Here is a 24,835-nt window from a genome sequence, read left to right on the forward strand (position 1 = left end):
GCCGGGCGGCGCGGGCGGAAGCGGGTGCGGGGACGCGGCCGGTCCGGCCTTCGCGGGGCCGACCGGCCGGACGCGGCCGGTCCGGCCCGTCGGCGCCGGGCCCGGGGCCTCAGCGGCGCTCGGCCCGCGCCCCCGGGAGGCGGGGCGCCGTGCCCAGGACGTCCAGCACGAACCGCGCCCGCTCCGCGACCGGGACGCGCGGCAGCTCCACCAGCTCGTAGCCGTGCGCGGGGTAGGCCTCGACCATCGCCCGATGGGTGCGCTCGGCCTCCTCCGGGGACTGGTGGCGCTCGGCGTCGCCGGTGAAGATCTCCGGCCACGGCGGGGCGACGAACACCCGGCGGTGGTAGCGGAACCGCCGGGCCGCCCGGTCGACGTGCGCGGGCACCGGGAGCCCGCGCAGCAGGAAGTAGCCGACCAGGTCGGGGACGCCCCGGTCGCAGAAGACCGGGCCCTCCCACCCGGAGGCCTCGCGGTGCGAGCGCATCTCCCAGGACAGCATCAGCTCGGCGAACAGATCGTCGTCGCGCCAGGCCAGGCCGGGACCGTCGATCTCCCGTTGGTCGCGGATGATCGCCCGTCCGGCCTCTACCGTGCGCGCGTGGCCGAGCGCGGCCAGGTGCTCGATCAGCGCGGTCTTCCCGGAGCCGGGGCCTCCGGTGACGACGACGAGGTGGTCCATGGTTCTCCCTGGGTTGTCGGGCGGCCCCGGAAGGGCCGGAAGCGGCTCGTGCCCCTCCGTCTCCGGCGCCTCCGGAGGAGCGGTCTCCGGCCCTCCGGGAGGCCCGGGGGCCGGACCACCGTGCGCGTGCGGCGGACCGCGGCGCGAACGGTGTGCGGGGCAGGACGGGGGCGGCGTGCGGGACGGGTCCCCGGCGGCGCCGTGCCCGTGGGGACGCGGGGCCGCCGGTCGCGGTCCGGGACGGCGGGGAACCCGGAGGAGGCCGTGGGGCGGGGGCCGGGTCCTCCCGGCCGGCGCCGGGACGCGGTCCGTGGGTGCTTTCGGCCGGCCCGGCGCGTGCGCCGACCGCCGCGGGCGGTCGCCGGGCCCTCTCCCGCCGGACGAGCGGCGGGGGGGGCCGGCCCGGGTTCGGCCGTCCGGGCGCCCTCGGCGCGGCGGGGGCGCCCGGCGGACGCTGGCCCGGGACGACCCGCGGAACACGGCCTAGCGGGCCGGGAGCTCCGCCTCGACCAGGTCGGCCGCGTACGCGGTGCCGCTCTCCTGGAGCCGGGCGCTGATGCCGGCCAGCCTCCGGGCGACCTCCGGGTCGGAGGCCAGTTCCAGCAGGGCCGAGCGGAGCGTGGCCGCGTCGGCGTCCGCCGTGTCGATCCTCCGGGCGACGCCGAGTTCCACCAGCCGGTCGGCGTTGTCGAACTGGTCGGTGGCCTGCGGGACCGCGATCATCGGCACCCCGCAGTACAGGCCCTCGTTGGAGCCCCCCATACCCGCGTGGGTGACGAACGCGTCGGCCTGGCGCAGGATGTCCAGCTGCGGCACCCAGGGGTGCGTCTCCACGTTGGCCGGGATCTCCCCCAGCTCCGCGGGGTCGACGAACTTGCCGATCTGGAGGACGACGTGCCAGCCCGGCAGGTCGCCGAAGGCCTTCAGGCACTCGCGGTAGAACCCGGGCAGGTTGGTGAACGCCGACCCCAGGGACACCAGCAGCACCTTCTCCGCGCCCGCCGGGCGCGTCCACCCGCCCTGGTCCGTCCGCGCGCCCAGGCAGGGGCCGACGAAGGTGACCGTGTCGGCGACGGTGTCCGCGTACGGCTGTATCTCGCGCGGGATCAGCGCCAGCGCGCGGTCCGGGCGCCCGGCGAACGAGGCGTGGTCCAGCCCGGTGACGCCGTTCTCCGCCAGCCAGGCGTCGAACCTGGCGAAGTGCTCGGCCGCCCCGGGCAGGGCGCGCAGCATCTCCATGACGGTGGCCCCGTGGTCGGCCCACGCCACGTAGGTGGGTGAGAGCTGCACGCTGGGGATGCCCCAGTTCTCACCGAGCACGCGGGCGGGGTACCCGGCGATGTCGTACAGGAAGAGGTCGGGGCGGTCGTCCTCGTAGGCGGCCCGGACGACGGGGAGCTGGGCCATCCCGTCCTCCAGGAAGACGTCCATCGCCCGGATCGGGTCCTCCGGCCAGTCGGCGTCGGCGACGGGCAGGGTCGTGGCGCAGGGGACGAGTTCGGCGCCGGCTCCGGTGATCAGGTCGGCCATCAGGGGGTCGTTGGCGTAGGTGACGCGGTGGTCGCGGGCCACCAGCTCCCGGATGATCTCCAGGCTGGGCAGGACGTGGCTGACGGCGGGAACGCCGACCATGGCGATGTGGGCGCGACGGGTCATCGCAGTGTCTCCGTATGCAGATGTCGGGTAGGGCTGTGGGGCACCGGGCCCCGGGACCGGGGCGGTGCGCGGCGGCGTCGCTCGACGCGGGCCTCTAGCCGTACATCTGAAGCATGTGCATGGCGTGATGCTATCCGTGGCGCTCTCCCGGCGACAAGCCGTTTTCCCGGGGCCCTCCGGCCGTAGGATCGGGTCCCCGGCCCCACTCACGCACCCCTTCCGGAGGTCCCGTGCCCGCCTCGGTCCCCGGCCCCGCGCCGGTCGCACTCGTCATCTCCCTCCGGGTGCTCCCCGGCCGCCGGGAGGACTTCCTCGCCGGGATCTCCCGCAACGCGTCGGCGGCGGTGCGCGAGGAGCCCGGCTGCCTGCGCTTCGACGTGGTGCAGGACGGCGCCGACCCGGACGTCTTCCGGGTGTACGAGGTGTTCGCCGACCGGGAGGCCCTGCTCGCGCATCGCGGGACCGCGCACTTCCTGGCCTGGCAGAGGAGGAAGGCCGAGGTGGTCGTCCCCGGAAGCCAGGTCGACCACCTCGGGTCGCTCGCGGTCAGCGAGGGCTGAGGCGCCTCACTCCGGGTCCTCCGGCCGCTCCCGGGGCGCGCGGTGGCGTCCTCCGCCGGAGCGCCTGGAGGCGCCCTCGCCGTCCGCCCCCTCCGGGCCGGCGTCGTCCGGCCCGGTCCTCTCGTCCCCGCGGTAGCCGTCGGCGTAGCCGCCCGCGTAGCCGTCGTCGAACGCGGTCAGCCCGGACCCCTCCTCGGCGGGGCGGGGCTCGTCCCGGGCGAGGGGGGCGCCGTCGCCGTCGCCGTCCCGGACGGCGGCGTGCGCCCCGCGGAGCCGGAACCCGGCGACCGCCATCACGACGCCGAAGATGATGGCGTAGACGCCGACCACGAACACGATGGCCTGCGCGCCCTCCAGCGGCCAGAACCACAGGAGGAGGCCGAACACGACGGAGAGCGCGCCGACGAAGATCAGCAGCCACTCCGAGCTGATGTGCGCGCGCAGGCGGATGGCGGTGACGATCTCGGCCACACCGGTGATGACGGCCCACGCACCGATCACGAGCACGACCGCCATGCCGAAGGCGACCGGCCAGATCAGGGCGATCAGGCCCAGCAGGACGCTGACGACCGCCTGGGCGGCGAGGGAGCCCCGGCTGCCCGGTGCGGCGCGGTACGCCGCGTAGCCCAGGGCCGCGCCGTCGACCAGCGCGTAGACACCGAACACGATCGCCAGGGCGACCAGGGTGACCCCGGGCCACACGAGGGCGATCAGTCCGAAGAGCACCGCGGCCGCGCCGCGGAGGACCACAACCCACCAGTTCCGGCTCAGCTCACCGAGCAGGTCACCGGTCAACGCGTACCGGACCATCGTCGCCTCCCCTTCACCAGCACGGCCCGTGCGGGCCACACCCTGCAACTTCCCTCAAGGTCGCACATGGATGACAGACTGTACGCAAAATGCGGGGAAAGGGCGGACTATGTACCGGTAGGGACAGTGCCGCCGCCCCGGCGCGACCGGTACGCGGGTGAACGAAGACGACGGTGCCCGCCCTCGCCTGCGGCGTGGGCGGGCACCGTCGTGCGCCTCGGGCGGGGGCTAGCCCTGGCCCGGGAGGCGTCGCTCGGCGGAGCCGACGTAGTGCTGGCGCGGGCGCGCGATCCGGAAGGCCGGGTCGTGCAGCTGCTCGCGGTAGTGGGCGACCCAGCCGGGCAGACGGCCGATCGCGAACAACACGGTGAACATGTTGGTGGGGAAGCCCATGGTGCGGTAGATGACGCCGGTGTAGAAGTCGACGTTCGGGTAGAGCTTGCGCTCCGTGAAGTAGGAGTCGGCGAGCGCCGCGGCCTCCAGCTTGAGGGCCAGGGAGAACAGCTCGTCCGGGTTCTCGTCCCGGTCGAGGATCTGGCTCGCCAGAACCTTGATCTCCTTGCTGCGCGGGTCGAAGTTCTTGTAGACCCGGTGTCCGAAGCCCATGAGGCGCATCTCGCGCGCCTTGACCTTCTCCAGGAAGTCCTCGATGGAGATGCCCGAGTCGCGGATCTCCTCCAGCATCTCCAGCACGGCCTGGTTGGCGCCGCCGTGGGACGGGCCGGACAGGGCGTTGATGCCGGAGGCGACGCTGGCGTAGATGTCGGCCTGCGAGGAGCCGACCACGCGCACGGTGGCGGTGGAGCAGTTCAGCTCGTGGTCCGCGTGCAGGACGAGCAGCATGCCGACGGCCTTGTTGAACAGGTCGCCGAGCTCGCCGGTGGGGGCCTTGTCCCCGAAGGTCATCCGGATGAAGTTGTCGACGTAGTCGAGCGAGTCGTCCGGGGAGATCGGCGTCTCGCCGATGGAGTTGCGGTAGATGCGGGCCGCGATCGTCGGCAGCTTGGCCAGCAGCCGGATCGTGGCGAGCTCCACCTGGGCGTCGTCGCCCGGGTCCACGCTGTCGTCGTAGTACGCGGCGAGGGTGTTGACGGCACTGGCCATGAGCGCCATCGGGTGGCCGTTGCGGGGCATCGCGTCGATGAACGCGCCCATCTCGGCCGGGATGTCGGCGTTGTCGCGCAGGCCGTCGGAGAACTCCTTCAGCTGGCCGGGCTCGGGGAGCTCGCCGTAGATCACCAGGTAGGCGACCTCCAGGAAGGTCGCGCCCACGGCGAGGTCCTCGATCGGGTATCCGCGGTAGCGCAGGATGCCGGCGGCCCCGTCGATATAGGTGATCTTCGAGCTACACGAAGCGGTGTTGCCGAACCCGGGGTCCAGGGTCGTCATTCCGGTCGACCCCAGCAGGGTCTTCAGCTCGATGGTGCGTTCACCCTCGGTACCGGTGAACACCGGCAGCTTCAGCACGCCGCCCTCGTAGTGGAGCTCCACCGTGCGGTCTTTGTCGTCTTCGCTCATGCCCGAGGTCAACCTTTCCCAGCGGGGGATACGTGAGGTGCGTCAGACGCGGGGCGGTCTGCCGCCACGTTCTTGATTCACTCGTTATTGTTCTGTTTTGTTAAACGACTGTTAAGCAAAATCATATAAGTTTCACCGATTCACGAACAGGTGACATGCAACACATACCCAGACGTGAGAAGAATTACCGCACGGTGAAGATTTACAAACTTTGCCGATTGTCGATTACTCCGTGATCGCCCTGAGACGTCGCAGACGGCACCGGGGGTTCTCCCGGCGTCGTCACCGTCTCCTGTGGTGGTCCCCTGAGCACCCCGCCACCCGCCCGGACCGGCCCCTCGGCGCCCTCTTCACAGAAGTGGACATACCCGAACGAAGCTCAGTGCGGCCAGGTGTTCGAACGCGCCCTAGCGGCCTTCTCTCAGGGTACCTTCGCCCTGATCAAGGGGGTTGACACGGGGTACCCCCTGCTTGGTGATCTTGACCTCTGCCTGCACAACAGCGGTCCCACGGGCACCTCCGGACGCGGCGGAGCGGAGTCCCGATGGGCGTGTGGTGTGCGTGCGGCACGAGAGTTCACACGGGCCCCGGAAGTGGCGGAGCGCTCTCCCCGCACGGCGCCGCCCGGGGCTCGCGCCCTCACCCGGAGCGGTCCCGTGCGCCCCTCCCGACACACACGGGGGAGGGACGCACGGCACGCGGGACGAGGCCGGTCCCGCTCCCGGGCGCCGGCGCCGGTCCCGGACGCCGGCGGAGGACGTCACTCGCCCTCGTCGACGCCGCCCGCCAGCAGGGGCTCCATGAGCAGCGAGGGGTGGTCCCGCTCGATGACCCTCAGCCGCCACTTGTTGTGCACCAGCACCAGGAGTTCTCCGTCGGAGCGGCGCCTGAGCACCTCCGCCCCCGACAGGGCGTGCAGGACGGGGGCCGACTCCTCGTCGGTGCGGCGCGCCACCGAGTAGTCCAGCGGCGACGCCTCCACGGGGCTGCGGAACTCCTGGTCCATGCGGTGCTTGACCACGTCGAACTGGAGCGGGCCGACCGCCGCCAGCACGGGCGCCTGCTCGCCGCGCACGTCGGAGGTCAGGACCTGCACCACGCCCTCGGCGTCGAGCTGGGCGATACCCCGCTGGAACTGCTTGTACTTGCCCGCGTCGACCGCGCGCGCCACCACGAAGTGCTCGGGGGCGAAGCTCGGGATCGGCGGGAAGTCGACCTTGGGCCCGTCGTAGAGGGTGTCGCCGACCGCCAGCGCCTGGGCGTTGACCAGGGCGATCACGTCACCGGGATAGGCGGTGTCGATGGTGGAGCGGTCCGAGCCGAACACCGCCTGCGTGTACTTGGTCGCGAAGGGGCGGCCGGTGGAGGCGTGGGTGAGGACCATGCCGCGGTCGAACCGGCCCGAGCTCACCCGCAGGAACGCCATGCGGTCCCGGTGGTTCTTGTCCATGTTGGCCTGCATCTTGAAGACCTGGCCGGAGAAGGGCTGCTCCACCCTGCGCGGCCGGTCCTTGGCGTCGAGCTTGGCCGAGGGGGCCGGGGCCAGCTCGACCACCGTGTCCAGCAGCTGGCCGACGCCGAAGTTGGACAGGGCCGCGCCGAACAGCACCGGGGAGGACTCCCCCGCCATGAACGACTCGGGGTCGAAGTCGGCGCCGAGCGCCTCCAGGAGCTCGATCTCCTCCTGCGCCTGCACCCAGGCGTCCAGCTCGACCTCGGCCGCCCGCTCGGGCTCCAGGACCTCCTCGACGGCCTTGGTGGCGCCGCCGGGCGTGCGGGTCATCTTCGTGTAGACGCCGCTGGTCCGGTCGACGAGGCCGCGGAAGTCCCCCGCGATGCCCACCGGCCAGTTCATCGGGGTGGGGCGCAGCCCGATGCGCTGCTCGATCTCGTCCAGCAGCTCCAGCGGCTCGCGGCCGGGGCGGTCCCACTTGTTGACGAACGTGATCACGGGCATCTTGCGCGCCCGGCACACGTCGAAGAGCTTGAGGGTCTGCGGCTCCAGGCCCTTGGCCGAGTCCAGCAGCATGATCGCGCAGTCCACGGCGGACAGGACGCGGTAGGTGTCCTCGGAGAAGTCGGCGTGGCCCGGGGTGTCGAGCAGGTTCAGGACGCGGCCGTCGTAGTCGATGCGCAGCGCCGCCGAGGTGATGGAGATCCCCCGGTCCTGCTCCATGTCCATCCAGTCGGAGGTGACGCCCTTGCGGTCGCCCTTGCCGTGGACGGCGCCGGCGGAGGAGATGGCCGCCGCGTGCAGGGCCAGGGCCTCGGTGAGGGTCGACTTTCCGGCGTCGGGGTGGGAGATGACCGCGAAGGTCCTCCGGCGCCCCGCCTCGTGGGCGACCTCTGACTCCTGCTTGGTCACGCCCGCCGTGTCCACACTCATTCCCGCTGTCCGCCCCGCCTCGTGTGCTGTCGTCCGACCGGCCCGTGGGCCCTGTCCAGCCTACGCTCGCCGGGGCGTGCGGGTGACAGGAACCCGGCCGCCGCGCCCCCGCCACCGGCGCGGTTCGGTCCCCGGCCCGCGCGGCACCGGTGGCCGGCCCCTCCGCCGTGCCCGCGACCGGGCTCAGTCCCCGGGCGCGCGTGCGGCGCGCCTGCCGAGGTGGCGCTTCGATCCGGCGGTGGTGGGCCCGAGGACCGTCCCGAGGGGGAGGGGCGTGGGCGCCCGCCGCGTGCGGGGGACGGCCCCGACCTGGTGGGCGTCCTCGTAGACGATCCGGCCGGGGTCGTCGGACTCGCTCCTGCGGTGCTCCACGCCGTGGGCGCGGAGCAGGCCCCGGAGGGCGTCGAGACGGCCGGTGAAGTGCGCGCACCCCTCCGTCTTGAACCAGGTCACCGCGCCGACCGTGTTCCCGTCGGCGTAGAACGGAGGGGTCGGCAGAGCTTCCCGGAACCAGTCGTCGACGTCGAAATAGAGGTCCTCCTCGGCCTCCGACAGCCGCCCGGCCCGGCGCAGGTGGTCGACCGCGACGAAGAGGCCGACCCCCGTCCCGAGGCGGCCGATGTAGTCCGCGTGGATCCTGAAGTACCGCGCCACCCCGTCAGTGTGCCCCGGGCGCGCGCCGCGGTCCAGGGGCGGCCGGGCCCCGCTGCACGCGGAAGGGCGGGCCCCTGCCCTCCGGCGCGGGGCGCGCCTGCCGATGGTCCCGGGCACCGACGCGGCGCGGGCCCCGCCCTGCGGGGCGGCCGTCCCGCAGGGAGGCCGGCGGCCCGGGACGCGGGGCCTCAGGCGCCCCCGGCCCCCTCCACGGCGGCGGTGACACGGCGGATCAGCTCGTCCCGGCCGATGCCGCCGGGGTAGACGGCGACCAGCACGCGCTCCCGCGCGGCCCCCTCCTCGGCGCGCAGCATCGGTTCGGCGGCCCGGCGGACGAACTCCATGGCGGCGTCGAAGCTCGCCCACACCTCGCGCCGGTCCTGCTCCGGACTGCGCAGCCACGAGCGGAGGACGTGGTTGTGCGCCGAGATGAGCGAGGCGGCGGCCACCCCGGCGGCCAGGGACCGCTCCCCGCCGCCGTCCCCGCCCTCCCGGTCGGCCAGGAAGCGGCTGAACGCCGCCTGGTAGCGGGCGGTCATCGCGACCTCGCGGTCCCGCAGGCGCGGGTGCGCGCGCACCAGCCGGTAGCGCGGCACGGTGATCTCCGGGTCCCCCAGATACCCCTGGAGCACCAGGCGCGCTGCGGCGAACACCGAGCTCAGCGGGTCGTCGGGGGAGGCCTCCAGGTAGCGGACCACGGTCGAGAACAGCTCGTCGTGCTCGGCGAAGAGGATGTCCTCCTTCGACCCGAAGCGCCGGAACAGGCTGCGGCGGCTCACCCCGGTGGCGGCGGCGATCCCGTCCATCGTGGTGGCGTCGAACCCGTTCTCGGTGAACAACCGCACGGAGGCCAGCACCACCTCGCGGGTGGCCACGCGCCCACCCGACCGTTCCCGCGCCATGGCGCACCCCTTCGACGTACGGAAGCTGCCAAGAAGCTATCCGACTGTGTACTTCGCCCTTTCCACCCCCTATTCTGGCACTGGATGCCACAGAAAGGCACGCGGTGCCGGGAAAGGGAATCGGATGAGTGACTTCGACCTGTTCAAGACCACCGAGGAGCACGAGGAGCTGCGCGCGGCCGTGCGCTCCGTCTCCGAGGACAAGATCGCGCCCCACGCGGCCGAGGTCGACGAGAAGAGCGCCTTCCCGCAGGACGCCCTGGAGGCCCTGGTGGCCACCGACTTCCACGCACCGCACATCGCCGAGCAGTACGACGGCGTCGGCGCCGACGCCCTGGCCACCTGCATCGTCATCGAGGAGGTCGCCCGCGTGTGCGCCTCCTCCTCCCTCATCCCCGCCGTCAACAAGCTCGGCACCATGCCGCTGATCCTGGGCGCCTCCGAGGACGTCAAGCAGCGGTACCTGCCCAAGGTGGCCAGTGGCGAGGCGATGTTCTCCTACGGGCTGTCCGAGCGCGAGGCCGGCTCCGACACCGCGAGCATGCGCAGCCAGGCCGTGGCCGACGGCGACGACTGGATCCTCAACGGCCAGAAGTCCTGGATCACCAACGCGGGCGTCAGCGAGTACTACACGGTCCTCGCCGTGACCGACCCCGAGGGCGCCCGCGGCCGCAACATCTCGGCGTTCGTCCTCCACGCCGACGACGAGGGCTTCACCCTGGGCGAGCCCGAGCGCAAGCTCGGCATCAAGGGCTCCCCCACCCGCGAGCTGTTCTTCGACAGCGTGCGCATCCCCGGCGACCGCATCGTCGGCGCCCCGGGCGAGGGCCTCAAGATCGCCCTGCGCACCCTGGACCACACCCGCGTCACCATCGGCGCGCAGGCCGTCGGCATCGCCCAGGGCGCCCTGGACCACGCCGTGGCCTACGTCAAGGAGCGCAAGCAGTTCGGCAAGGCGATCGCGGACTTCCAGGGCATCCAGTTCATGCTCGCCGACATGGCGATGAAGCTGGAGACCGCCCGGCAGATGGTCTACGTGGCCGCCGCCAAGTCCGAGCGCGGCGACGACGACCTGGCCTTCTACGGCGCCGCCGCCAAGTGCTACGCCTCCGACGCCGCCATGGAGATCACCACCGACGCGGTGCAGCTGCTCGGCGGCGCGGGCTACGTCAAGGACTTCCCGCTGGAGCGCATGATGCGCGACGCCAAGATCACCCAGATCTACGAGGGCACCAACCAGATCCAGCGCATGGTGATGGCCCGCCAGCTCCTCAAGAAGTAGGCCGCCGACGTCGGTTTCCGCCGTCACGGCCCGGCCGTGAGGTGACAGCGGCAGACCCCCGGTAACCACGTTCCCGGGGGTCTGCTCCGTCTGTGTCCTGTGCGATCGCCCGCACCGGAACCGGTCGTCGGCCACGCGTCGCCGGGGGCTCGCCGTTCCACCCGCGCCCCGCCCGGGCCCGGACGCCCGCGGAGGGCCCTACGGCGGCCCGGCGGGGGTCAGAGGACGGACTCCCGCATGAAGCGGGCCAGCGGGATGGGGTCGCGGTTCAGGGCCGCGCGCACCCCCTCGGTGACCTCGGCGGCCCGGCCCGAGACGGCGGCGGCGAAGCGCTCGTTGAGCGTGTCGATGTACCTCTCGCCCCAGCCCCGGTTGGTGGCGCGGAAGTAGAAGCCCGCCTCGTCCACGGTCTTGAACCGCCACACGGGGCTCTCGGTGCCCTTCGTCCGCTTGACCACCTCGCGGAAGGTGAGGGCCTGCGGGCCCGTCAGCGTGTACTCCCGGCCCCCGTGGTCGCCCAGCAGGGCGGCGACGGCGGTGTCCGCGACGTCGCGGGCGTCCACGAAGCTGACCTCGGTCCGGCGCTTGACGGGGAGTTCGAGGCGGCCGTTGCGTGACCGCGCCAGGCTCGCGAACGTGCCCTCCGTGAAGTCCTGGAACAGCCAGTTGGGCCGCAGGACCGTCCACGTGTGGAACAGGTCCTTGGCCCGCAGCTCGGCGGCGCGCTGGTCCGAGTCGGAGGGCGCGTGCTCGGTGCCCATGGCGGACATGACCACCGCCCTCCCGACCCCGGCGTCGGCCGCCTTCTCCAGGAACCCGGCGACCCGGTTCCCCAGGGCGCTGCCGACCGGCGTCACCACGAAGATGCTGCTCACGCCCTTGAGGACGTCGTCCCAGTTGGAGGTGTCGGTCCAGTCCAGGCGCGTCTGAGAGGAACGGGACGCCCCCGTCGCGGGCAGCCCGCGCCGCGTCAGCTCGGTGAGGACGCGACGGCCCACCATTCCGGTGGCTCCGGTGACCAGTGTGCTCATTGGAACCACCGTACCGACGGCGCGCGGCCGACCGGACACGAACCGCCAACAGGACCGCGATCTCGGGCGCGGACACGGGCCGGCCGGGGCCTGCGGGCGGGCCCGGCCGCCCCCGCCCGGGGTGCGGCTCCGGTCCGTGGGCGCCCGCGCGCCGGGTCCGCCCCGACCGGCCGGCCGCGGCCCCGCCACCTGCCCCGACGACCAAAGTATGGACCTGGCCGCCATCGGTAGGGCGTGCCGCCGGGCGCCTGCCCGGGGCCGGGCTCCGAACGTAGACTTCGCAGCGATGAACGCTTCCACGGTGACCGGTGCGCAGCGGTGCAGTGCGCGTGACTGGATCGTGGACCTGTCCATGTTCCTGCTCGCCCTCGCCTACGCGGTGACGACCTCCCTCGAACTGCCCGGGGCCTCTCCCCCCGGCGTCGAGTTCGGCCCGGAGCTGGTGCCCCCGGGGCCGCCGTCCACCTGGTTCGAGGGCGCGGGGCGCCTGGCCGCCTTCCTGGCCTGCCTGTCCCTCTGGTGGCGCCGCCGCTGGCCGGTCCAGCTCGCCGTCGCACTGGTGCTGGTCTCCGTGGTCTTCCCCCTGGCCATGGGCGCGATGCTCATCGCCCTGTTCTCCCTGGCCGTGCACCGGTCGCCGCGCACGAGCCTGGCCGTGTTCGGGGTGGGCGCGGCCACCGCCTACCTGCACGCGGTCCTGTGGCCGGACCCGCACCTGCCGATGCTGGTCACCGTGCTGCTGAGCGTGGCCATCCAGGGCGCCGTCATCGGCTGGGGGCTGACCGTCCACCACCGGCGCGAGCTCGTGGAGTCGCTGCGCGACCGGGCCGTGCACGCGGAGACCGAGGCCCAGCTGCGGGCCGAGCACGCCCAGCACCAGGTCAGGGAGGCGATGGCCCGGGAGATCCACGACGTGCTCGGGCACCGGCTGTCGCTGCTCAGCGTGCACGCAGGAGCCCTGGAGTACCGGCCCGACGCCCCGTCCGAGGAGGTCGCGCGCTCGGCGAAGGTGATCCGGGAGAGCGCCCACCAGGCCCTCCAGGACCTGCGGGAGGTGATCGGCGTCCTGCGCGCGCCCGTCGGGGAGCTCCCCCAGCCGACCATGGCCGACCTCCAGCAGCTCGTGGAGGAGGCCGACGAGGTCGGCGCCCGCGTGGAGTTCGCGGAGGAGTACACCGGGACGGTCCCGGAGCGGACCGGCCGCACCGCCTACAGGATCGTGCAGGAGGGCCTGACGAACGTGCGCAAGCACTCCCCCGGCGCCGACACCCGGGTACGGGTGAGGGGCGCCCCCGGCGAGGGCCTCGTGGTGGAGGTGCTCAACGGCCCCTCCCCCGAACCGCCTCCCCCGACCGCCGGCGGGGGTTCGGGCCAGGGCCTGGTCGGCCTGGCGGAGCGGGTCTCCCTCGCGTCGGGGCGCCTGGAGCACGGGCCGGCCGCCGGTGGTGGCTGGCGCCTGTCCGCCTGGCTACCGTGGCCCGTATGAGTCGAACAGAGCGGGGAGCCAGGGAGATCGGGGTGGTGATCGTCGACGACGACGCGCTGGTCCGGGTCGGCCTGGTGATGATGATGGGCGGCGCGCCCGACATCCGGGTGCTGGCCGAGGCCGAGGACGGCGGGTCGGTCCTCGGCCTGGTCGAGCGGTACTCCCCCGACGTGGTCCTGATGGACATCCGCATGCCGACGGTGGACGGCCTGACGGCGACGGAGCGGCTGCGCTCCCTGGAGGACCCGCCCGAGGTGCTGGTGCTGACCACGTTCGACGCCGACGAGCACGTGCTGCGCGCGCTGCGGGCGGGCGCGGCCGGGTTCCTGCTCAAGGACACCCCTCCGGCGGAGATCGTGGAGTCGGTGCGGCAGGTCTCGCGGGGCATGTCGGTGCTCTCCCCCGCCGTGACGCGCCGCCTGGTCGACCGGGTGGGCGCGGGCGACCACGGGGCACGGGCGGGCCGGGCGCGCGAACGGCTGGCGGCGCTGAACGGCCGTGAGCTGGAGGTGGCGGTGGCGGTCGGCGAGGGCCGGTCCAACGCCGACATCGCCTCGCGCCTCTTCCTCAGCGTGCCGACGGTCAAGACGCACGTGTCGAGCATCCTGACCAAGCTGGGGCTGAACAACCGGGTGCAGGTCGCGCTCCTGGTCCATGACGCGCAGCTCCTCGACGGCGGCGGCTGAGACCCCGCCGCGGCGGTCCGCGCCCCGCCTCCCCGGGGCGCGGGTTACGCCGTCCCCCCGTCGGGCAGGGCCGTAACGAGGGCTCCTCGGAAGGACCGCTCCGCGGGAAGGGAGGATCGGATGGACGACAGCGACTACTACCCCGGCGTGCTCGACGCCGTCATGGAACAGGTCCGGAGCCACATCGGCGAGGGGCGGGTCGCCGACTACATCCCCGAGCTGGCCGACGTGGACCCGGACGAGTTCGGGTTCTCGATCGCCACCGTGGACGGCGGCATGTACAGCACCGGCGACCAGGCGCGCACCCGCTTCTCCATGCAGAGCATCACCAAGGTGTTCACCCTGGCCCTGGTGATGCGGGGCCACGCGGGGTCCGACGTGTGGAAGCGGGTGCACCGGGAGCCGTCGGGCAACGCCTTCAACTCCCTCCACCAGCTGGAGTTCGAGAACGGCGTTCCGCGCAACCCCATGATCAACCCGGGGGCGCTCATCGTCACCGACCAGCTCCTGTCCGACACCGGGGACGCGGTCGGGGAGCTGCGGAAGCTGCTGTGCGAGGAGACCGGCGACCCCGACCTGCACACGGACAACCTGGTCGCGGAGTCCGAGTCCAGGAGCGGCGACCGCAACCGCGCGCTGGCCTACCTCATGGCGAGCTTCGGCAACATCCGGAACCCGGTGCCGGAGGTGCTGGACCACTACTTCCGGCAGTGCTCCATCACCGTCAGCTGCGAGGAGCTGGCCAGGGCCGGCCTGTTCCTGGCCCGGCGCGGCAGGCGGGCGGACGGCTCGGAGCTGCTCAGCGTCTCGGACACCCGCCGGATCCTGGCGGTGATGCTGACCTGCGGCACGTACGACGCCGCGGGGGAGTTCGCGTACCGCGTCGGGATCCCCTGCAAGAGCGGGGTGGGGGGCGGCATCCTCGCGGTCGTCCCGGGGCAGTGCACGGTGGCGGCCTGGGGCCCCGGGCTGGACGCCAAGGGCAACTCGGTGACGGCTGCCCTCGCGCTGGAGGCCTTCACCGACGTCACCGGCTGCTCGGTGTTCTGAGCGGCGCGCGGAGCCGGGACGCGTGGGCCGGGGCCGGGACGCACGGGGCCGCCCGGTCCGGGGAGCCCGGAGGCGATGAGTTCCGCCGCGCCGCCGGGTCCCAGTCCGTGTACACCCGACCACCCTCGTCCGAGGAGGACGCCATGACCGCCACCTACACCTTCGACGTCTTCTCCAGCCTCGACGGCTTCGGCTCCTACGGCGGGGACGGCGACTGGGGAGGCTACTGGGGCAAGCAGGGCCCGGAGCTCCTCGGCCACCGCCTCGCCCTGTACGACGCGGAGCAGCGGATGGTCCTCGGAGCGACCACCTACCGGGAATTCGCCCGGATGCTGGGGCCGGACCCCGACGCGGGCGACCCCTGGGTCGCCCGGATGAGGGACCTGCCCCTGACGGTGGTCTCGACCACCCTGGAGGAACCCCTCGACTGGCCGGGCGACGCGACCGTCGCCCGCGGCGGCGCCGTCGACGCCGTCGCCCGGCTCAAGGAGGAGTCCGCGGTCCCGCTGCGCTCACACGGCAGCCTGTCGATGAACCGCTCCCTGATGGCCGCCGGCCTGGTCGACCTCGTCCAGGTGACGATCTTCCCCGTGATCACCGGCCGCACCGGAACGGCACCGCTCTTCCGGGGCGCGGCCGACTTCGACCTCGACCTGGTCGACCACCGGACGCTGGACGGCCGCGTCCAGGAACTCGTCTACCGGCCCGCCCTGCACGCCTGAGGCCTACCAGGTGCCGACCTCCAAGAACACTCCCACGGCCCTGTGCCGAGACGGCTTGACCGAAGCCGCTCGACATCCCTGGGAGCGCCCCGGCCGGGTCAGGCGTCCGGGTCGAAGGTCTGCGCCATGTGGTCCAGCATCTCCCGGTTGAGGTCGGGGTGCTCGTTGCTGGCCACGAGGAACAGGGCGTAGCCCCTGTCCTCGGTGTGGAAGCCCCGGTTGATGCCGTGCATCCGGCCGCCCCTGCCGTCGTAGGTGAACTCCCAGTCGGCCGCGCTGACGTAGTCGTCGGCCCAGTCGGCGTCGACGTCCTCGATGCCGACGAGTTCGTAGCCGGGGAAGTTGCCGCGCACGCCGGGCTCGGCGGCGCGCCAGTCGTCACCGGCGTCGGGGTTGGGGCTGTCCGTGTACTCCACGAGCAGGTAACCGCCGTCGGGGTTGCGGAAGTAGACCTGGACCCCCGACCGGTCGATCTCCCAGTCCTCGGGGACGTCCACGGCGAAACCGTTCTCGTCCTCGTGGCGGACGAGGTGGTCCCACCTGTCGTCCTCCTCGTCCTGCTCCTCCTCCGGGTCCGCGTCCTCGGCCCCGGAGGAGGCCTCCGGCTCGGAACCGGGTTCCGCCGAGGGCTCGGCCTCCTCCGACACTCCGTCCCCGCCCTCCGCGGACGGTTCGACGGCGGCCTGCTCGGAGTCGCCGACGAGTCCGGCGCCGGTGTCGCCGGACCGGTTGACGGCCACCAGGACGCCGGTGGTCGCGCCCCCGACCAGCAGGACGAGCACGAGGGCGAGGAGCAGGAGGGGCCCCCGCCGCCGACCGGGGCCGCCGCCGGAGGGGCGGGGGGCGGGCGGCACGGGGACGGGCGCGGCGGGCCCGGCGAGCGCCTCGGCCGCGGCCGACCCCTCCGCGGGCCCCGTCGCGGCCGGGGCCGGCGCCACCGCCGTGGCGGGGGTGTCGGAGGCGTCGCGGATCTCGCGGAGCCACGTGCGGACCTCGCTCACGGACGGCCGGTCCTCCGGCCGCTTCTCGCACAGCGACTCCAGGACCGGGCGCAGCGGGCCCGCGTTGACCGGCTCGGGCAGGTCCTGGGTGACGATGGCGGTCAGCGTCGCCATGGGGGTCGGCCGGTCGAACGGGAGCGTGCCCTCGGAGGCCTGGTAGAGGGTGATGCCCAGGGCCCACATGTCCGAGGCCGGGGTGGCGGAGTGCCCGTGCGCGATCTCCGGCGCCAGGTAGCTCGGCGACCCGATCAGCAGGCCGGTGCTGGTGAGGTGGGTGGAGCCGTCCAGGTGGGCGATGCCGAAGTCGGTCAGGACCGCGCGGTCGTTCCCGGCGATGAGCACGTTGCCCGGCTTGATGTCGCGGTGCACGATGCCCCGCGCGTGCGCCTCGGCCAGCCCGGCCGCCATCTGCTCGCCGATGTCGGCGACCCTCTTCGCCGACAGGGCCCCGTCGGAGCGGATGAGGTCGCCCAGGGAGGGGCCCAGGACGAGTTCCATCACGATCCACGGGCGGCCGTCCTCCTCCGCCACGTCGAACACGGTGATGATCGAGGGGTGGCTGAGCTGCGCCGCGCTGCGCGCCTCTCGAAGCATCCGGGTGCGCAGCACGTCGACCTCGTGCGCGGGGAGGTTGGGGGGCGTGGTCAGTTCCTTGACCGCGACGGGGCGGTCGAGGAGGGTGTCGGTGCCCCGCCAGACGCGCCCCATGCCGCCGGCTCCGATGACCTCGTCCAGGCGGTACCGGTTGGCCAGGACACGGCCGGGGTCGGCTTCCGAGCTGTTCGTCAAGGCGCGATTCCTCTGTGGGGGAAGGCGGTGTGTGAGGGTTCCGGGACGCGGAGGGGAAGGTCGGGGGTCGCCACGATTCTAGGAGCCCGGGGCGACTCCTGCCGCTCTTCCCCGGGGCGGCATGTCGGTGGCCCCTGTCGGCCAAGCGCCCGTGGGACCTCCCTGAAATGCGACGATCCCGCCGGAAACACCTGAGGGCGTCCATCCGGCGGGACCGAATCACCGGGAGTGTCACACCCGGAAACCGTTCAGCGGAGGCGCACCGGGAGGGGCGCGACCCCGGAGACGATGGTCGAGGGCGGCGGGGCCGGCCCGTCGGCGCCCTCACCGGCGTCGAACGCCCTCCGGTGCCTCTTGTCCTTCCGGATCCGCGTGTCGGCCAGGGCCTCGGCGACCCCGGCGTGCGTGGTCACGACCCACGCAGCAACCTCTCCAGGAAGCCCGACAGGGACGACAGGGCCGATCTCCCGGAGGTGGGCCGCTTGTGCGCGGAGGTTTCCGGGGGCGAGTGCGACGGGCTCCAGGGGGTTCCTTCCACGGGCGCGGGGGCCGGGGGCTGCTGCGGGGTGAAGAGGACGGGGAGTTCGACGGGGGTCCACGCCAGCCCGGTCAGGCGCCAGCGCAGGTCCTCGGCCGGGACAGCCGCGCGGAGCCCGGGGAGCCGGGTGAGGAGCGTGCGCGTGGCGATGATCGCGATGCTCGTGGCCTCGTCGCGGGCGGGGCAGCGGTGCGGGCCTGCTCCCCAGGCGAGGTGGGCCCTGTTGGGGGTCTCCTCCATCCGCTCGGCGTTCTCCCGCAGGAAGAAGTGGTTCGCCGCGGCGAAGCCCAGGAGGATCGGCGTCCCCGCCTCGATGACCCGCCCCCCGCCGACGGGGATGTCGACGCGGGGGTAGACGGCCGGGTAGTTGGTGATCGGGGGGTCCGCCCACAGGACGCGGTCGACGAGGTCGCCGAGGGCGGCGTCCGAGAGGGAGACGGCGTCGTCCCCGCGGACCGCGGGGTCGGCCAGGACCGCGCGGACCGCCGCGCCGATGAGGTTGGCGGTCGGCTCGTTGGCCGCGGCGACGACGAGGAGGAGCTGCATGACCACCTCCTCGTCGCTGAGCCCGGCCCGGTGCCGGATCAGCCTGGAGGTGAGGTCGTCGCCGGGAGCGCGGTGCTTGTCGGACACCGCCTCGGACAGTACGCGTTCGGCCTCGGCGTTGGACTCCTCGGTGTCCACGCCCGTCCACAGGTCGCGCATGGCGGTGGCGAAGCGCAGGCCCTGGTCCCCGTCGAACCCGACGAGGTCGTTCATGACGAGGAGGGGCAGCACGCGGGCGTACTCGTTGAGCACGTCCGCGCGGCCCCGCCCGCAGAACCCGTCGATGAGCCGGTCGGCGTACCTGCCGGTGATCCGGCCGAGGTGCTCCGCGCCGACGGCACCGAGGCTGTCGGTGATCGCCCCGCGGTAGCGCTGGTGCTCCGTCCCGTCCACGAACAGGGCGTTGGACCGCGGGGCCATCATGGGCAGGAGCGGGGAGGCCGGGTGGACCCTGCCCTCGGTGAAGTCCCGCCACAGCCGGGGGTCGTGGGTGAAGGCGGTGGTGTCCCGCGACCAGGAGATGAGGGTCGAGTAGTCCGTCACGAGCCACCCGCGCACACCCGGTTCGAGTTCGACCGGGACCACGGGGCCGTGCTCGGCCCGCATGTCGGCGTAGACGGCGTAGGGGTCGGGGTGCGGTTCGCTCCGGTACAGCGCGGCGTGGGGGCAACCAGAAGACACGGGTACCTCGGGGGGTGTCGGTCGGCTACGGGCCGGGGTTCGTCCTGCGCCTCCTCGGGGCCGTCGGGCACGGCGGGACCGCCGCGGCCGCGCGTGGGGACCCGCGGCCGGTGCCACTGGGCGCACACCCTAGCGGCCCGTCCCGGGAGGCGCGAGAGCCGGATTCCCCGTGCGACAGCGGACATCGGCGGTCATCTGCCGTTATAGGGATGTCCTTCCCTCCGCCCCTTCCCCCTGTCTTCGCGTGCACGCGGGGCCAGGGGGAAGGGTCGGGCCGCCCCGGCGCACACGGCGGCGCCCCGCCCGGAGCCGGTGCTCCGGACGGGGCGTCCCGGCCGTCCCTCCTCAGGTCCGGTCGGCGGCGGTCCCCATGTGGTCCGACAGGGGCCGGAACCTGCGCAGCCGCTGGCTGTTGGTCACCACGAACACGCTGGACACGGCCATCGCCGCTCCCGCGAGCATCGGGTTGAGCAGCCCGGCCGCGGCCAGCGGCAGCGCCGCCGCGTTGTAGGCGAAGGCCCAGAACAGGTTGCCCTTGATGGTGGTGAGCGTGCGGCGCGAGAGCCGGACCGCGTCCGCCGCCGCCCGCAGGTCGCCGCGCACCAGGGTCAGGTCGCTGGCCTCGATGGCCACGTCCGTGCCGGTGCCCATGGACAGCCCCAGGTCGGCCTGGGCGAGCGCGGCGGCGTCGTTGACCCCGTCGCCGACCATGGCCACGGTGCGTCCCTCGGCCTGGAGGCGCTTGACCACGTCGACCTTGTCCTTCGGCAACACCTCGGAGAAGACCTCCTCGATGCCGACCTCCGCGGCCACGGAGCGGGCCACCGCCTCGTGGTCCCCGGTCAGCAGGATCGGCGTGAGTCCGAGCTCTCGGAACTGGCGGACCGCCTCGGCGCTGGTGGGCTTGACGGTGTCGGCCACCACGAGCACGCCGCGGGCGCGTCCGTCCCAGCCGACGGCGACGGCCGTGCGCCCCTCCCCCCCGGCCTTTTCCAGCGCCGGGGACAGCTCCGCGGGCAGCTCCTGGGACCACTCCTCCAGGAGCGCGGGGCGTCCGACGAGGACGGCGCGGCCGTCCACGACCCCCTGCACGCCCAGTCCCTCGATGTTGGCGAAGTCCTCGGGGGCGGACAGCGGGCCCACCCGGGAGGCCGCGCCGGCGGCGACGGCCCTCGCGACGGGGTGCTCCGAGGCGTTCTCCAGGGCCCCGGCCAGGCGCAGGACCTCCTCCTCGTCCTCGCCGTCCGCGACGGCCACGCCGGTCAGCGCCATCCGCCCGGTGGTGACGGTGCCGGTCTTGTCCAGGACGACGGTGTCCACGCGGCGGGTGTTCTCCAGGACCTCCGGGCCCTTGATGAGGATCCCGAGCTGGGCGCCGCGGCCGGTGCCCACCATCAGGGCCATGGGCGTGGCCAGGCCCAGGGCGCAGGGGCAGGCGATGATCAGGACCGCGACGGCCGCGGTGAAGGCGGCGCTCGCGGGTTCGCCCGTGCCGAGCCAGAAGCCGAGCGCGGCGACCGCGATCATGATGGCGACGGGGACGAACACCCCCGAGACCCGGTCGGCGAGGCGCTGGACGGCCGCCTTGCCGTTCTGGGCGTCCTCCACCAGCCGCGCCATCTGCGCGAGCTGGGTGTCGGAGCCGACCCGGGAGGCCCGCACGACGAGGCGGCCCCCGGCGTTGACGGTCGCGCCGACGACGGTGCTGCCCGGGGAGACCTCCACGGGGACGGACTCACCGGTGAGCATGCTCATGTCGACGGCGGAGGTGCCCTCCTCGACCGTGCCGTCGGTGGCGATCTTCTCCCCGGGGCGGACCAGGAACCGGTCGCCGGCCGAGAGCTCCGCCACGGGCACCAGCTCCTCGCGGGCGGAGGGCCCCTCGCCCCGCAGGACGGTGACCTCCTTGGCCCCGAGTTCGAGGAGGGAGCGCAGGGCGGCCCCGGCACGCCGCTTGGAGCGCGCCTCGAAGTACTTGCCGAGGAGGATGAAGGTCGTGACCCCGGCGGCGACCTCCAGGTAGATGTTGGCGGAGCCGTCGGTCCGCGCGATGGTGAGCTCGAACGGGTGGGTCATGCCCGGTGTCCCGGCGGTGCCGAGGAAGAGGGCGTACAGCGACCACAGGAACGCCGCGGAGACGCCGAGGGAGACCAGCGTGTCCATGGTGGCGGTGGCGAGCCTGAGGTTCTTCCACGCGGCCACGTGGAAGGGCAGCGCGCCCCAGACGACGACGGGCGCCGCCAGGGCGAGGGAGGCCCACTGCCAGTACGTGAACTGGAGCGCGGGGACCATCGCCATGGCGATGACGGGCACCGAGAGCACGAGGGAGACCATGGCCCGGTTCCACAGGACTGCGGTGGGGTCGGCGGGCTCCGCCGCGGAGGGTCCGGGGTCGGGCCGGGGGACGGTGGCGGTGTAGCCCGCCTTCTCCACCTGCGCGACCAGGTCCTCCACGGGCGTGGGCGCCCCCTCGAAGGACACCCGGGCCTTCTCGGTAGCGAAGTTGACGGTGGCGGTGACGCCCTCCAGCCTGTTGAGCCGCTTCTCGACCCGGTTCGCGCACGCGGCGCAGGTCATGCCGCCGATGGCCAGTTCGACCGCCGCGGCCCCGGCCGGCTTCGCCGTGGTTCCCCCGCTACCCATGGTCCCTCCCCGACTCACTGCGCTCCTCGTCGTGCCCGTACGACGCGTCCTCCGTGTGGTCCCGTCCGCCCGTGGAGGACTCCTCCCCGGTCTGCGCGCTGCGCGCGTGCCCCGGGGCCTCCTGCGGCAGAACGGGGCCGGCCAGGCCGCCGACCCCGAACGCCGCGGCGAACACGGCCACGAGACCCAGGGCGTAGAGCCCGAGCTTCGCGGTCACGTTCATGTCAGTCACGCACCTCGTAACCCGCCTCGTCGATGGCGGCGCGGACCGACGCGTCGTCGACCGGGCCGTCGCTGGTGACGGTCACCTTCTTGTCGTCGAGGTCGACCTTGACGCCGGTGACCCCGCTGACCCCGCCGACCTCCTCGGTGACGGAGTTGACGCAGTGCCCGCAGGTCATGCCCTCGACCGTGTAAACAGCGGTGGTGGTGGCAGCCATTTCGCCTCCTGTGGCGTGTGTGGTGTCTCGGTCTCCGTGGCGGACCGCTCCAACAGGGCCCAATATACCCCCAGGGGGTATGCAATTGTCAAACCCCTGCCGTCACACCACCCCCGCCCGGGCGACGCGGGGCCCGCACCGCCCGCCACGGGGGCGCCCCCGCACCGGGATCCCCCTCGCCCCACTGTACCCCCGGGGGGTAATTCCACGGGGGGCTTCCCCTCCGGACACGGCCCGGGGCCCCTGCGCGTCGCGCAGGGGCCCCGGGCCCTCCACCCCGTGGGACGGAGGAAACGCGTACTCCGGGACACATGCCCGGATACCCTCCCCCCGTTCCCGGCCGGACGGGCCGGGAACGGGCGGGGGCTACTCGGTCTTCAGCTCCAACCGGGCGACCACGCGCTCGCTGAGGTGGTGGCCGCTCAGCGTGAAACCGGCCCGCTGGAACATCTCCACGGTCCCCGTGTAGACCTCGGCGCTGGGGGCCCGGCCGCCCACCGTGTCCACCGGGTAGGCCTCCAGGACGCGCGCGCCGCCGGCGCGGGCGTACTCGACCGCCCCGTCCAGCAGGCGGCTGCCCAGGCCCCGCCGACGCCGGCGGGGCGGCAGCCAGAAGCAGACCAGCGCCCAGACCCCCGGCTCCGTGGGGTCGGCGGGGCGCAGGGAGCGCGACCGGGCCAGCCGGATGAAGTCGTCGCGCGGAGCCACGGACACCCAGCCGCACGGCCCCTCCTCGTCGTAGGCGAGGAGGCCGGGCACCTTGCCGTCCAGGGTCAGGCGGCGCAGTTCCTCCTTGTTGTCCACGCCGCGCATGGAGCGCTCACAGGATGTGCTCGCCGTGTGGTCCTTGGCCCGCCGGCGGAAGAACGTGCACCAACAGTGCCCGTACGCCCCGGTCGGTCCGAAAAGGTTCTCCAGGTCATCCCACCGCTCGGCGGTGGCGGGCTCGATTGAGACGATGGACATCGGACTCCCTCGACGAGACACACTGGCCGCCACAACTGTGATCCAGCACACTAGCGATTATTCGCCGTGACCGAAAGAACACAGATGCCCCCCATCGAACACTTTCTGGTTATTCGTGGAGAAACGCCCCCGTGTGCGTGGCCGGAGGACGGGCCCGCCCCCGTCCCGCCCCCCGGCCGCCGGCTCACGCCGGCGAGCGCTCGGACTCGTCCGGCCGCAGCGCGTCCTCGGGCCCCCAGCACTCCACCCCCCGCAGGTCCGGCATCCGGTCGCGGGTGAAGACCGGGTCGATCCCCTCGCGCCGCTGTCCGACGTAGTCCTTGAGCAGGCGTGCGGCGACCGCCGTGAGCGGCACGAGCGCCAGGAGGTTGACCAGCGCCATCAGGCCCATGGTCGTGTCCGCCAGCGTCCAGATGAGGTCGATCGAGCCGAGCGCCCCCAGGAAGGTCGCCGTCAGGAAGACCAGCTTGTAGCCGAACAGGACCCTCTCGTTCGTGGTCAGGTACTCCAGGTTGGACTCGCCGTAGTAGTAGTTGCCGAGCACCGAGGTGAACGCGACCAGGAAGATGATCAGCGTCATCAGGTGCAGCGCCCACGGACCGAGCGCCGCCTGGAGGGCGAACTGGGTCAGGTCGCCCTCCAGCTGCCCGTCACCGGTGCCCGGGTTGCCGAGCAGGATGATGAACGCCGTGACCGAGCAGACGACGAGGGTGTCCAGGTAGACCCCGAGCGTCTGGACCAGCCCCTGCTTGACCGGGTGGGAGACCGCGGCGCTGGCCGCCGCGACGGGAGCCGATCCCAGGCCCGCCTCGTTGGAGAACATGCCCCGGCGCACGCCCTGGATGATCACGACGCCCAGGCCCGCCGCGGCGAACTCCCGCACCCCGAAGGCGTGCTGGAAGATGAGGGTGACCATGCCCGGGACGGCCTCCCAGTTGAGCGCCATGACGACGAGGCCGAGCAGCACGTACAGCGCGGCGAAGAACGGGATGAGCGCCTGGGCGGTGTTGGCGATCCTCCGGACCCCGCCGAAGATCACCAGCGCGGTGAGGACGACGAGCAGCACGCCGATGAGCGCGGACATCCACAGGCCGGTGCCGCTGCCCAGGTCCTCGGCGGAGTTCGCGATGGTGTTGGTGATCGTGTTGCTCTGCACCGCGTTGAAGACCAGCGGGAACGTCACGATGAGCGTGAGGGCGAAGAGGACGCCCGCCCACTTCTGACCCAGCCCCCGCTCGATGTAGTAGGCGGGCCCGCCCCGGTACCCCGCCGGGTCGCGGACCTTGTAGAGCTGGGCGACCGTGGACTCCACGAAACTCGCGGCGCACACCACGACCGCCATCGCCCACATCCAGAAGACGGCGCCGGGGCCGCCCAGGGAGATCGCGATGGACACCCCGATGATGTTGCCCGTGCCGATGCGGGCCGCGGCCGAGATCATGAACGCCTGGAGCGAGGAGACGGCCCTCTTGCCGTCGGGGGCGATCTCGGGCCTGCTCCGCAGGACCCGGAACATCTCCGGGAGCATGCGGATCTGGACGACCCCGGTCCTGACCGTGATGTACAGGCTGACCGCCACCAGCAGCGGGATCAGGATCCAGGACCAGAAGAACTCGTCGTTGAAGGCGGCGACGGCGTCGGTGAGGCGCGCGTCGAGGGGTTGTGCTGCGTCTGCGGATATCACGGGGGACGGGGCTCCTTCGCTCCGAAAGGGACAACCGCTCCCACCTACCCGTGAAGTGCACCGAATCACCGCCGGGGGCGCACACCGGCGCGATGGTGATGATTCCGTTACTGCACGTGCTC

General features: G+C 73.0%; 22 protein-coding genes. 6 read left to right on the forward strand and 16 right to left on the reverse strand.

Annotated elements, in window-relative coordinates; all coding sequences use genetic code 11:
- Positions 1-109: 109 nt before the first annotated feature.
- Together ACFQBR_RS32620 and ACFQBR_RS32625 are read right to left on the reverse strand one after the other, a co-directional pair.
- A complete protein-coding gene (locus ACFQBR_RS32620; RefSeq protein WP_344187085.1) occupies positions 110-682 on the reverse strand; it encodes an AAA family ATPase in 573 nt (190 codons plus the stop codon).
- A 483-nt stretch (positions 683-1,165) separates the two neighbouring features.
- Positions 1,166-2,338 (reverse strand): macrolide family glycosyltransferase, encoded by a 1,173-nt coding sequence (locus ACFQBR_RS32625; RefSeq protein WP_344185973.1) that lies wholly within the window; start codon positions 2,336-2,338, stop codon positions 1,166-1,168.
- Positions 2,339-2,568: 230 nt separating this feature from the next.
- Here ACFQBR_RS32625 and ACFQBR_RS32630 point away from each other — a divergent pair, with 230 nt between their 5' ends.
- Positions 2,569-2,898, forward strand: a complete 330-nt coding sequence (locus ACFQBR_RS32630) for a putative quinol monooxygenase (RefSeq protein ID WP_344185974.1) — start codon at positions 2,569-2,571, stop codon at positions 2,896-2,898.
- A gap of 6 nt (positions 2,899-2,904) precedes the next feature.
- On the opposite strand, the gene ACFQBR_RS32635 is transcribed toward ACFQBR_RS32630, so the two are convergent.
- From ACFQBR_RS32635 to ACFQBR_RS32655, 5 genes are all read right to left on the reverse strand, one after another.
- On the reverse strand, positions 2,905-3,708 hold the full coding sequence (locus tag ACFQBR_RS32635; RefSeq protein ID WP_267946972.1) for an HdeD family acid-resistance protein: 804 nt from the start codon (positions 3,706-3,708) through the stop codon (positions 2,905-2,907).
- A gap of 228 nt (positions 3,709-3,936) precedes the next feature.
- Positions 3,937-5,226, reverse strand: a complete 1,290-nt coding sequence (locus tag ACFQBR_RS32640; protein ID WP_267946973.1) for a citrate synthase — start codon at positions 5,224-5,226, stop codon at positions 3,937-3,939.
- Positions 5,227-5,986: 760 nt separating this feature from the next.
- Positions 5,987-7,612: a peptide chain release factor 3 gene (locus ACFQBR_RS32645; protein WP_267946974.1), complete on the reverse strand. Its 1,626-nt coding sequence runs from the start codon at positions 7,610-7,612 to the stop codon at positions 5,987-5,989.
- A 183-nt stretch (positions 7,613-7,795) separates the two neighbouring features.
- Complete coding sequence (locus ACFQBR_RS32650; protein ID WP_344185975.1) at positions 7,796-8,266, reverse strand: hypothetical protein; 471 nt, start codon at positions 8,264-8,266, stop codon at positions 7,796-7,798.
- 188 nt (positions 8,267-8,454) lie between these two features.
- Positions 8,455-9,168, reverse strand: coding sequence for a TetR/AcrR family transcriptional regulator (locus tag ACFQBR_RS32655; protein ID WP_267946976.1), 714 nt, complete (start codon positions 9,166-9,168; stop codon positions 8,455-8,457).
- Between the two features lie 124 nt (positions 9,169-9,292).
- Here ACFQBR_RS32655 and ACFQBR_RS32660 point away from each other — a divergent pair, with 124 nt between their 5' ends.
- Positions 9,293-10,450 carry an acyl-CoA dehydrogenase family protein gene (locus tag ACFQBR_RS32660; protein WP_267946977.1) on the forward strand — a complete coding sequence of 386 codons (1,158 nt, stop codon included), beginning with the start codon at positions 9,293-9,295 and terminating at the stop codon, positions 10,448-10,450.
- 218 nt (positions 10,451-10,668) lie between these two features.
- Here ACFQBR_RS32660 and ACFQBR_RS32665 read toward each other — a convergent pair whose 3' ends face one another.
- A complete protein-coding gene (locus ACFQBR_RS32665; RefSeq protein ID WP_344183650.1) occupies positions 10,669-11,481 on the reverse strand; it encodes an NAD(P)H-binding protein in 813 nt (270 codons plus the stop codon).
- Positions 11,482-11,767: 286 nt separating this feature from the next.
- Between ACFQBR_RS32665 and ACFQBR_RS32670 the strand changes: the two genes are divergently transcribed.
- The 4 genes from ACFQBR_RS32670 to ACFQBR_RS32685 all read left to right on the forward strand — a co-directional run bounded on the left by ACFQBR_RS32670 (position 11,768) and on the right by ACFQBR_RS32685 (position 15,425).
- Positions 11,768-12,967, forward strand: a complete 1,200-nt coding sequence (locus ACFQBR_RS32670) for a sensor histidine kinase (RefSeq protein WP_267946979.1) — start codon at positions 11,768-11,770, stop codon at positions 12,965-12,967.
- A complete protein-coding gene (locus ACFQBR_RS32675) occupies positions 12,964-13,653 on the forward strand; it encodes a response regulator transcription factor (protein WP_267946980.1) in 690 nt (229 codons plus the stop codon). The genes ACFQBR_RS32670 and ACFQBR_RS32675 overlap by 4 nt, the downstream gene beginning before the upstream one ends.
- A 120-nt stretch (positions 13,654-13,773) precedes the next feature.
- Positions 13,774-14,703: a glutaminase gene (locus ACFQBR_RS32680; protein WP_344183648.1), complete on the forward strand. Its 930-nt coding sequence runs from the start codon at positions 13,774-13,776 to the stop codon at positions 14,701-14,703.
- 143 nt (positions 14,704-14,846) lie between these two features.
- Positions 14,847-15,425 (forward strand): dihydrofolate reductase family protein, encoded by a 579-nt coding sequence (locus ACFQBR_RS32685; protein ID WP_267946982.1) that lies wholly within the window; start codon positions 14,847-14,849, stop codon positions 15,423-15,425.
- 98 nt (positions 15,426-15,523) lie between these two features.
- Here the strand turns inward: ACFQBR_RS32685 and ACFQBR_RS32690 are convergent, their stop codons facing one another.
- The 8 genes from ACFQBR_RS32690 to ACFQBR_RS32725 all read right to left on the reverse strand — a co-directional run bounded on the left by ACFQBR_RS32690 (position 15,524) and on the right by ACFQBR_RS32725 (position 24,713).
- On the reverse strand, positions 15,524-17,215 hold the full coding sequence (locus ACFQBR_RS32690; protein ID WP_378554953.1) for a serine/threonine-protein kinase: 1,692 nt from the start codon (positions 17,213-17,215) through the stop codon (positions 15,524-15,526).
- A gap of 248 nt (positions 17,216-17,463) precedes the next feature.
- Positions 17,464-17,628: a hypothetical protein gene (locus tag ACFQBR_RS32695; RefSeq protein ID WP_267946984.1), complete on the reverse strand. Its 165-nt coding sequence runs from the start codon at positions 17,626-17,628 to the stop codon at positions 17,464-17,466.
- Entirely contained in the window at positions 17,625-18,905 is a 1,281-nt protein-coding gene (locus ACFQBR_RS32700; RefSeq protein ID WP_267950551.1) for a cytochrome P450 family protein, read from the reverse strand. Before ACFQBR_RS32700 ends, ACFQBR_RS32695 begins: the two co-directional genes overlap by 4 nt.
- Positions 18,906-19,325: 420 nt before the next feature.
- Complete coding sequence (locus tag ACFQBR_RS32705) at positions 19,326-21,623, reverse strand: heavy metal translocating P-type ATPase (protein WP_344183645.1); 2,298 nt, start codon at positions 21,621-21,623, stop codon at positions 19,326-19,328.
- Positions 21,616-21,846 (reverse strand): hypothetical protein, encoded by a 231-nt coding sequence (locus ACFQBR_RS32710; protein ID WP_344183643.1) that lies wholly within the window; start codon positions 21,844-21,846, stop codon positions 21,616-21,618. The genes ACFQBR_RS32705 and ACFQBR_RS32710 overlap by 8 nt, the downstream gene beginning before the upstream one ends.
- 1 nt (position 21,847) lies before the next feature.
- Entirely contained in the window at positions 21,848-22,063 is a 216-nt protein-coding gene (locus ACFQBR_RS32715) for a heavy-metal-associated domain-containing protein (protein WP_267946987.1), read from the reverse strand.
- 366 nt (positions 22,064-22,429) lie between these two features.
- Complete coding sequence (locus ACFQBR_RS32720) at positions 22,430-23,029, reverse strand: GNAT family N-acetyltransferase (RefSeq protein ID WP_267946988.1); 600 nt, start codon at positions 23,027-23,029, stop codon at positions 22,430-22,432.
- A gap of 184 nt (positions 23,030-23,213) precedes the next feature.
- The gene (locus ACFQBR_RS32725; RefSeq protein WP_344183641.1) at positions 23,214-24,713 is read right to left on the reverse strand and encodes an alanine/glycine:cation symporter family protein; all 1,500 of its coding nucleotides are present in this window, start codon (positions 24,711-24,713) and stop codon (positions 23,214-23,216) included.
- Positions 24,714-24,835: the final 122 nt, after the last annotated feature.

Origin of the sequence: Nocardiopsis tropica, assembly GCF_042660575.1 — a bacterium.
Lineage (GTDB): Bacteria > Actinomycetota > Actinomycetes > Streptosporangiales > Streptosporangiaceae > Nocardiopsis > Nocardiopsis tropica.

Coding starts and splice junctions, on each gene's coding strand:
- ACFQBR_RS32620 (WP_344187085.1), bottom strand. CDS start 682: ATGGACCACCTCGTCGTCGTCACCGGAGGCCCCGGCTCCGGGAAGACC.
- ACFQBR_RS32625 (WP_344185973.1), bottom strand. CDS start 2,338: ATGACCCGTCGCGCCCACATCGCCATGGTCGGCGTTCCCGCCGTCAGC.
- ACFQBR_RS32635 (WP_267946972.1), bottom strand. CDS start 3,708: ATGGTCCGGTACGCGTTGACCGGTGACCTGCTCGGTGAGCTGAGCCGG.
- ACFQBR_RS32640 (WP_267946973.1), bottom strand. CDS start 5,226: ATGAGCGAAGACGACAAAGACCGCACGGTGGAGCTCCACTACGAGGGC.
- ACFQBR_RS32645 (WP_267946974.1), bottom strand. CDS start 7,612: ATGAGTGTGGACACGGCGGGCGTGACCAAGCAGGAGTCAGAGGTCGCC.
- ACFQBR_RS32655 (WP_267946976.1), bottom strand. CDS start 9,168: ATGGCGCGGGAACGGTCGGGTGGGCGCGTGGCCACCCGCGAGGTGGTG.
- ACFQBR_RS32660 (WP_267946977.1), top strand. CDS start 9,293: ATGAGTGACTTCGACCTGTTCAAGACCACCGAGGAGCACGAGGAGCTG.
- ACFQBR_RS32665 (WP_344183650.1), bottom strand. CDS start 11,481: ATGAGCACACTGGTCACCGGAGCCACCGGAATGGTGGGCCGTCGCGTC.
- ACFQBR_RS32670 (WP_267946979.1), top strand. CDS start 11,768: ATGAACGCTTCCACGGTGACCGGTGCGCAGCGGTGCAGTGCGCGTGAC.
- ACFQBR_RS32675 (WP_267946980.1), top strand. CDS start 12,964: ATGAGTCGAACAGAGCGGGGAGCCAGGGAGATCGGGGTGGTGATCGTC.
- ACFQBR_RS32680 (WP_344183648.1), top strand. CDS start 13,774: ATGGACGACAGCGACTACTACCCCGGCGTGCTCGACGCCGTCATGGAA.
- ACFQBR_RS32685 (WP_267946982.1), top strand. CDS start 14,847: ATGACCGCCACCTACACCTTCGACGTCTTCTCCAGCCTCGACGGCTTC.
- ACFQBR_RS32700 (WP_267950551.1), bottom strand. CDS start 18,905: ATGCGGGCCGAGCACGGCCCCGTGGTCCCGGTCGAACTCGAACCGGGT.
- ACFQBR_RS32705 (WP_344183645.1), bottom strand. CDS start 21,623: ATGGGTAGCGGGGGAACCACGGCGAAGCCGGCCGGGGCCGCGGCGGTC.
- ACFQBR_RS32710 (WP_344183643.1), bottom strand. CDS start 21,846: ATGAACGTGACCGCGAAGCTCGGGCTCTACGCCCTGGGTCTCGTGGCC.
- ACFQBR_RS32715 (WP_267946987.1), bottom strand. CDS start 22,063: ATGGCTGCCACCACCACCGCTGTTTACACGGTCGAGGGCATGACCTGC.
- ACFQBR_RS32720 (WP_267946988.1), bottom strand. CDS start 23,029: ATGTCCATCGTCTCAATCGAGCCCGCCACCGCCGAGCGGTGGGATGAC.